The following is a 7,922-nucleotide window of genomic DNA, read 5'->3' as shown; positions in this document are numbered from 1 at the left end:
TGCCGTGCATCGTGAACGCCTGGTTGAACTGCTCGTTCGACATGATCTGCAGACCAGGTCGAGCCAGCTCGGCGCGCATGAACAGCGCCATCACGCCGCCGATCACGAAGAACGCGAACGACGTCACCAGGTACATCGTGCCGATCGTCTTGTGGTCAGTGGTCGTGAGCCACTTGATCACGACGTTGCCGGGCTGCTTGCGCCGTACCGGCAGCTCGTTCTCGTACGAGTCCTCCGCTGCCGAGGCACCCTGGGGTTCGTTGAGGATGCTCACAGGTTGTTCGTCTCCCGGTTCTTCTCGTGGCTCGTCTGAGCGATGCCCGCGGGAACGTAACCGGTCTGCCCCTTCTTCGCGAGGTCCTGGAGGTGCTGCTCGTAGCGCTCCGGGGAGACGACCTTGACGTTGAACAGCATCCGGGAGTGGTCCACGCCGCACAGTTCGGCGCACTTGCCCAGGAAGGTCCCCTCCTTGTTGGGGGTCACCTCGAAGGCGTTGGTGTGGCCCGGAATCACGTCCTGCTTCATGAGGAACGGCACCACCCAGAAGGAGTGGATGACGTCACGCGAGGTCAGGACGAAGCGGACCGTCTTGCCCTTGGGGAGCCAGAGGGTCGGGCCGGGGTTGCCGGTCTGCGGGTTCTCCGTGCCGGGGGTACCGCAGTCGTAGACACCGCCCGCGTTGGCCGGGAAGTCCTCGATGAACCGGTCCGGGATGCCGGCCAGTTCCTTGGAGGTCTTGGCGTCGCCGGTGGAGCCCGGGACGTCCTCGATGTGGTTGAAGCACCAGCTCCACTGGAAGCCGACCACGTTGACCGTGAGGTCGGGCTTCTTGTTGAGGCTCATGAGATCGGACTCGTCGCGCGCGGTGAAGTAGAACAGCACCGAGACGATGACGAGCGGAACCATGGTGTACAGCGCCTCGATGGGCAGGTTGTACCTGGTCTGCGGAGGGACCTCGACCTTGGTGCGGCTGCGCCGGTGGAAGAAGACACTCCACAGGATCAGGCCCCACACCAGCACGCCGGTGGCCAGCGCGGCTGCCCATGAGCCCTGCCACAGGGAGAGGATCCGCGGAGCCTCTTCCGTGGTGGGGGTGGGCATGCCGAGGCGGGGGAAGTCCTCGTATGTGCAACCGGTGGCGGTCGCCAGGACCAGGCCCGCGGTCAGTGCCTGCAGCAGCTTCCGCCGCATCGGGCGCCGCGGCGAGCGGTCGGAGCCGTTGGGACTCACGTAGCGCCTTCCCGAGAGTCTCGCCCGCGCGGTTGGCTGCGGCCTGCCTTCTCGCTGGTCGGTCGCCGCCCTGCGTCGGGCAGGGGTTTGATGTTTATGCGGACCAAACCCTAGCCGACGCCCTCCGGGGGGTCGCGGGGAGGGTGGCATACGCGCCGGGGGTCACTCTTTAAGGGTGGGATGGGGGCGCCCACGGGACGGGGAGGTGCGGTTTCGTGGGCGGCTGACGGTGCGTCGTGGCTTGTCGCGCCGTTCCCCGCGCCCCTGGCGGGGCGCTACAGCCCCCGGCGTTCTAGCGTTGGCGTGTGGCTTACTTCGACGCAGCTTCTGCCGCTCCCCTTCATCCCGTTGCCCGGCAGGCGCTGTTGGCGTCTCTTGATGAGGGGTGGGCCGATCCTGCTCGGCTGTACCGCGAAGGGCGGCGGGCGCGGTTGCTGCTCGATGCCGCCCGGGAGGCGATGGCCGAGTGCGTGGGGTGTCGGCCGGACGAGTTGGTGTTCACTCCTTCGGGGACGCGGGCGGTGCATTCAGGGGTGGCGGGGGCGCTGGCCGGGCGTCGGCGCGTCGGATCGCACCTGATCGTGTCAGCGGTCGAACACTCCTCCGTACTGCATGCGGCCGAGGCCCACGAGGCCGGCGGCGGGAGTGTCACCCAGGTGGGCGTGGACCGCGCCGCCGCGGTGGACCCCGCGGCGTACGCGGCCGTCCTGCGCGAGGACACGGCGCTGGCCTGTCTCCAGTCGGCCAACCACGAGGTGGGCACCGAGCAGCCGGTGTCCCGGGTGGCGGAGGCATGCCGGGCCGCGGGTGTGCCGCTGCTGGTGGACGCGGCCCAGTCGCTGGGCTGGGGCCGGGTCGAGGGCGACTGGTCGTTGCTCACGGGCAGCGCCCACAAGTGGGGCGGCCCCGCGGGGGTGGGGCTGCTCGCCGTGCGCAAGGGTGTCCGGTTCGCGCCCCAAGGGCCGGGCGACGAGCGGGAGTCGGGGCGGGCGCCCGGGTTCGAGAACCTGCCCGCGATCGTGGCCGCGGCGGCGTCGCTGCGGGCGGTGCGGGCCGAGGCCGCGGCGGAGGCGGCCCGGCTGCGGGAGCTGACGGAGCGGATCCGGTCCCGGGTGCCAGAGCTGGTGCCGGACGTGGAGGTGGTCGGCGATCCCTCGCGCCGGCTGCCCGGGATCGTCACCTTCTCGTGTCTCTATGTCGACGGGGAGACCTTGCTGCACGAGCTCGACCGTGCGGGCTTCTCGGTCTCCTCCGGGTCGTCCTGCACCAGCAGCACCCTCACACCGAGCCACGTCCTGAAGGCGATGGGGGTGCTCAGCGAGGGCAACGTCCGGGTGTCGCTGCCGCCGGGGACGGCGGCGGAGGACGTCGAGCGGTTCCTGGAGGTGCTGCCGGGCACGGTGGCCGCGGTGCGCGAGAAGCTGGGGGCGCCGGCCGCGACGGAGACCGTCCGTGCGGCCGGCCCCGACCTCGTCGTGGACGCGCTGGGCCGGCGCTGCCCCATTCCGGTGATCGAACTGGCCAAGGTCATCGGCGACGTCCCCGTCGGCGGCACCGTCCGCGTCCTCTCCGACGACGAGGCCGCCCGCCTGGACATCCCGGCCTGGTGCGAGATGCGGGGCCAGGAGTACGTGGGCGAGGAACCGGCGGAGAGAGGAACGGCTTACCTGGTCCGCCGGACGAGCTGACTCACTCAGGGGCGCGGGGAACTGCGCGAACAACCACGACGCACCCGCACCCGACAGCGCGCCTCGCGAGGCAACCGAATAGTCGCCCCCCGAAATCAGCCCAGGTGCGCCTGAACCTCCCCCGCCGCCTCGTCCCCGTACGCCTTCGTGAACCGCTCCATGAAGTGCCCGCGCCGCAACTGGTACTCCTGCGTCCCCACCGTCTCGATGACGAGCGTCGCCAGCATGCAGCCGACCTGCGCGGCCCGCTCCAGCGAGACCCCCCACGCCAGTCCCGACAGGAACCCCGCGCGGAAGGCGTCGCCGACGCCCGTGGGGTCGGCCTTGCGCTCCTCGTCGGGGACGCCGACCTCGATGGTCTCTCCGCCGGCCCGCTCGATGCGTACGCCCCGCGCGCCGAGGGTGGTGACGCGGTGGCCGACGCGGTCGAGGATCTCGGCGTCGCTCCAGCCGGTCTTGGTCTCGATGAGCCCCTTCTCGTACTCGTTGGAGAAGAGGTAGGTCGCCCCGTCCAGCAGTATCCGGATCTCGTCGCCGTTCATCCGGGCGATCTGCTGGGAGAAGTCGGCGGCGAAGGGGATGGACCGGGTGCGGCACTCCTCGGTGTGCCGGAGCATCGCCTCCGGGTCGTCGGCGCCGATGGAGACCAGGTCGAGGCCGCCCACGCGGTCGGCGACGGTCTTCAGTTCGATGAGGCGGGCCTCGCTCATCGCGCCCGTGTAGAAGGAGCCGATCTGGTTGTGGTCGGCGTCGGTGGTGCAGACGAAACGGGCGGTGTGCAGGGTCTCGGAGATGCGGACCGAGCCGGTGTCGACGCCGTGCCGGTCGAGCCAGGCCCGGTACTCGTCGAAGTCCGCGCCGGCCGCGCCGACCAGGACAGGCCCGGTGCCGAGCTGACCCATACCGAAGGCGATGTTCGCGGCTACGCCGCCCCGGCGCACGTCCAGCTGGTCGACCAGGAAGGAGAGCGAGACCGTGTGCAACTGGTCCGCCACGAGCTGGTCGGAGAAGCGGCCGGGGAAGGTCATGAGGTGGTCGGTGGCGATGGAGCCGGTGACTGCGATGCGCACGGCGTGGACTCTCTCCTGAGGGGAGGCGGGTTGACGGTTCACGCTACCCGGCGGCGCCGCCAGGCTGAAGCAGGCGAAACTACCCGGTAGTACAACTTTCTTCGCGGTAGGGGACGTGTCTACGGTTCTGTTATGACGAACCTGAGGACCGTCGACCCCGCTCCGGCCGACCTGGACGGCGATCTTGCGTCGCTGCGCGGTGACTGCGCCAGGATGACCCCGCGCTGGTCGGCGCCGGCCCATGTCTCGGCGCGGCCGGTGCCCCTCGCCCTCATCCACGGCGTCCGGGTGCCGCCGGCCTCGGCCCGGTTGCTGGAGGCGATGTCGGACTACGGCGACTGAGCGGCCGCCGGGCGGCCCAGGGCCGTTCGGGCGAAGCGCGCCGTCACCGGGAACCGGATCCCGGCCCACCGCGTCCCATCGCTGTCCCCAGCAACAGCCGAAGGAGCGATGCGGTGAACACCGAGCGACCCGACAACGACGACGCCGCCGACGAGGCCGGCAGCGGGCGTCCCGCGCGGCGGCGCCCCGGGACGGTCGCGGTCGCGTCGGTCGCCGCCGCCGTGCTGCTGCTGGGGGGCGGCGGCGCCTACCTGGCCACGTCCGCCACCGGGGACGACACGGACGGCGGTACGGCGTCCGGGGCCTCGGGCGACGACACTCCCCCGCCGCTCCCCCTCGACGACCACGGGGCACCCCGGGAGGGCGGCTCGAACGGCATCGCACCGGGCGAGCCCGACCCGTACGGCGTCACCTACCGCGCCGACGGGGCGCTCCCCGAGGGACCCGGCTCGGCCCCGGTGTACCGCGCGAAGGGCGACGTCACCGAGGCCGAGGTGGCCCGGCTGGCCGAGGCGCTGGGCGTCGAGGGCGCGCCCCGTACCCAGGGCGAGGCGTGGAAGGTCGGCAACGACGGGGACGGTTCCGGGCCGCTGCTCACGGTGAGCCGTCAGGCGCCGGGCACCTGGACCTTCCACCGCTACGCGCCCCGCACCGACAACTGCAAGAAGGGCGCCGTCTGCAAGGGCCCCACCGCCGACGGGGACCCGGTGGGCGAGGCGGCCGCGAAGAAGGCGGCGGCGCCGGTGCTCAAGGCGCTGGGCCAGGACGACGCCAAGCTGGACGCGAGCCAGGTCATGGGCGCCCGGCGGGCCGTGAACGCGGAACCGGAGGTGGGCGGGCTGCCCACGTACGGCTGGACGACCGGGATCGTCGTCGACGCGCGGGGCCAGGTGGTCGGCGGCAGCGGACAGGTGAAGGCGCCGGTCAAGGGGGACACGTACCCCGTCCTGGACGCCGAGCGGACGCTGGCGCTGCTGAACGAACCGGGTGCCGGGGCCGGTGCGGACACCGGGGGCATCGGCGGCTGCGCCAGTCCCGTGCCGCACCAGGACGGTGCCGACCTGCCGTGCGCTGCGCCGACCGGCACGCCGGAGCGGCCCGGGACGGGGAAGAAGCAGGTCGCTGCCGTCGAGGACGCGGTGTTCGGGCTGGCCGCACATCCGGTACGGGGTCGGCAGACGCTGGTGCCGTCCTGGTTGTTCGAGGTGTGGGCGCCGGGGGCGCGGGACACGGTGACGGTCACGTATCCGGCGGTCGAGCCGAGGTTCCTGACCGCGGCGGGGCCCGCCGAACCGTCCCCGGCACCGTCCGACGAGCCGGCCCCGAAGCCCGGGAAGCCGCGGAACGTCCACGTCAGCGGCTACACGGCCGCCGACGGAGAGCTGACCGTGCACTTCACTGGCGGGGTGTGCTCCGACTACGACGCGAAGGCCGAGGAGAGCGGCGGGAAGGTGACCGTCACGGTGACCGAGACCCCGCACCCGGACAAGGTCTGCATCCTGATCGCCAAGGAGTACGAGCGGACGGTGCCGCTCGACGAGCCGCTGGGCGACCGGACGGTCGTGGGCAAGGACGGCGAGGACATCCCCGTCCACAAGCCGGGCGCGCGGCTGCCCGCTCCGTCCGGGGGCCGGTGACGCCCGCGGCGTGACCGGCGTGACAGAAGGGCGGCGGCCCGGGGAAGTACCCCGGGCCGCCGCCCTTGTCGCACTCGGGTGCCGCGCGGCTGGGTCCGTCAGCTGAAGGAGTCGCCGCAGGCGCAGGAGCCCGTCGCGTTCGGGTTGTCGATCGTGAAGCCCTGCTTCTCGATCGTGTCCACGAAGTCGATGGTGGCACCGCCGAGGTACGGGGCGCTCATGCGGTCGGTGGTGACCTTGACGCCGCCGAAGTCCTTCACCACGTCGCCGTCGAGCGAGCGCTCGTCGAAGAAGAGCTGGTACCGCAGGCCGGAGCAGCCGCCGGGCTGGACGGCGACGCGCAGCGCGAGGTCGTCACGACCTTCCTGGTCGAGCAGCGCCTTGACCTTCGACGCGGCGGCGTCGGTCAGGATGATGCCGTCGGTGACGGTGGTGGTCTCGTCCGATACGGACATCTACATCTCTCCCGGGTTGTACGGAGACTGCTTGCCGACGGTTTCAACCGACGGAGCCGCGGATTCATTCCGGGCAGACCGAGTCTTTGTCCTCGGCGCTCCCTTCATGCTCGCACACGCCCCGGCCGACGGTCAGGGCCCTGTGGACGACGGCCGCGGACCTCGGCTCGGGCACCGGGATTCACGTCACACCGACACTATGAGCATCGTCAAAGTGACGTGAACCGGTTATGATATATAGCGTCAGTTCGACGAAAAGGGTCGACGAAAAGTAGAAAGGGTGCGTGTCGTGACCACCGCCCAAACCCAGGAGCTCGACGTACAGCCGACGCCCCTCGCCCTGCTGCTGCTCGGCCGCGAGGCCGACCCGAGGAGCGAGCGCGGTGTGGAGTGCCCCGGGGACCTGCCCTCGGCCTCCGACCCGGACCTGGTCGCACGCGCCCGTGCGGCCAAGGAGAAGCTCGGTGACAAGGTCTTCGTCCTCGGTCACCACTACCAGCGCGACGAGGTCATCCAGTTCGCCGACGTCACGGGCGACTCCTTCAAGCTGGCCCGGGACGCGGCCGCGCGCCCGGAGGCCGAGTACATCGTCTTCTGCGGTGTGCACTTCATGGCGGAGTCGGCCGACATCCTGACCTCGGACGACCAGAAGGTGGTCCTGCCCGACCTGGCGGCCGGCTGTTCCATGGCGGACATGGCCACCGCCGAGCAGGTCGCCGAGTGCTGGGACGTGCTGACCGAAGCCGGGATCGCCGAGCAGGTCGTGCCCGTCTCGTACATGAACTCCTCCGCCGACATCAAGGCGTTCACCGGCAAGCACGGCGGCACCATCTGCACCTCCTCCAACGCCGAGCGGGCCCTGAACTGGGCCTTCGAGCAGGGCGAGAAGGTCCTCTTCCTGCCGGACCAGCACCTCGGCCGCAACACGGCGGTGCGGGACCTGGGCATGTCCCTGGAGGACTGCGTCGTCTACAACCCGCACCGGCCGAACGGCGGGCTGACGGCCGACGAGCTGCGCGCCGCGAAGATGATCCTGTGGCGGGGTCACTGCTCGGTGCACGGCCGCTTCAGCCTCGACTCGGTGAACGACGTGCGCGAGCGCATACCGGGCGTGAACGTCCTGGTGCACCCCGAGTGCAAGCACGAGGTCGTCGCGGCGGCGGACTACGTCGGCTCGACCGAGTACATCATCAAGGCCCTGGAGGCGGCCCCGGCCGGTTCCAAGTGGGCCATCGGGACCGAACTGAACCTGGTCCGGCGGCTGGCGAACCGTTTCGCCCCCGAGGGCAAGGAGATCGTCTTCCTCGACAAGACGGTCTGCTTCTGCTCGACCATGAACCGCATCGACCTCCCGCACCTGGTCTGGGCGCTGGAGTCGCTCGCCGAGGGCACGCTGGTCAACCGCATCGAGGTCGACAAGGAGACGGAGGCGTTCGCCAAGCTGGCCCTGGAGCGGATGCTGGCGCTGCCGTAACCGCTGTCTCCCGCCACCCGTGGGAA

General features: G+C 71.0%; 8 protein-coding genes. 4 read left to right on the top strand and 4 right to left on the bottom strand.

Annotated elements, in window-relative coordinates; genetic code table 11:
* Both IE258_RS39475 and ctaC read right to left on the bottom strand, forming a co-directional pair.
* A partial coding sequence (locus IE258_RS39475) for a cbb3-type cytochrome c oxidase subunit I (protein ID WP_189750615.1) occupies nt 1-274 on the bottom strand: 274 nt, incomplete at its 3' end.
* Nucleotides 271-1,230 (bottom strand): aa3-type cytochrome oxidase subunit II, encoded by a 960-nt coding sequence (ctaC, locus tag IE258_RS39470; protein WP_011028168.1) that lies wholly within the window; start codon nt 1,228-1,230, stop codon nt 271-273. The genes ctaC and IE258_RS39475, both read right to left, overlap by 4 nt.
* Before the next feature lie 305 nt (nt 1,231-1,535).
* On the opposite strand from ctaC, the gene IE258_RS39465 reads away from it, so the two are divergent.
* Nucleotides 1,536-2,918, top strand: coding sequence for a cysteine desulfurase/sulfurtransferase TusA family protein (locus IE258_RS39465; RefSeq protein WP_189750614.1), 1,383 nt, complete (start codon nt 1,536-1,538; stop codon nt 2,916-2,918).
* Between the two features lie 95 nt (nt 2,919-3,013).
* Here the strand turns inward: IE258_RS39465 and IE258_RS39460 are convergent, their stop codons facing one another.
* Entirely contained in the window at nt 3,014-3,988 is a 975-nt protein-coding gene (locus IE258_RS39460; protein ID WP_159330622.1) for a carbohydrate kinase family protein, read from the bottom strand.
* A gap of 132 nt (nt 3,989-4,120) precedes the next feature.
* On the opposite strand from IE258_RS39460, the gene IE258_RS39455 reads away from it, so the two are divergent.
* Complete coding sequence (locus IE258_RS39455; RefSeq protein WP_189750613.1) at nt 4,121-4,330, top strand: hypothetical protein; 210 nt, start codon at nt 4,121-4,123, stop codon at nt 4,328-4,330.
* 113 nt (nt 4,331-4,443) lie between these two features.
* A complete protein-coding gene (locus tag IE258_RS39450) occupies nt 4,444-5,967 on the top strand; it encodes a hypothetical protein (RefSeq protein ID WP_189750612.1) in 1,524 nt (507 codons plus the stop codon).
* Between the two features lie 98 nt (nt 5,968-6,065).
* Here IE258_RS39450 and IE258_RS39445 read toward each other — a convergent pair whose 3' ends face one another.
* Complete coding sequence (locus tag IE258_RS39445) at nt 6,066-6,422, bottom strand: HesB/IscA family protein (protein ID WP_052839876.1); 357 nt, start codon at nt 6,420-6,422, stop codon at nt 6,066-6,068.
* A 289-nt stretch (nt 6,423-6,711) separates the two neighbouring features.
* Between IE258_RS39445 and nadA the strand changes: the two genes are divergently transcribed.
* Nucleotides 6,712-7,896, top strand: coding sequence for a quinolinate synthase NadA (gene nadA, locus IE258_RS39440; protein WP_159330626.1), 1,185 nt, complete (start codon nt 6,712-6,714; stop codon nt 7,894-7,896).
* Nucleotides 7,897-7,922 lie beyond the last annotated feature (26 nt).

The sequence above is a fragment of the Streptomyces tendae genome, assembly GCF_014650435.1.
GTDB lineage: Bacteria > Actinomycetota > Actinomycetes > Streptomycetales > Streptomycetaceae > Streptomyces > Streptomyces tendae.
The sequence above is the reverse complement of the archived record's forward strand: the minus strand, read 5'-3'. Positions and strand labels throughout refer to the sequence as shown.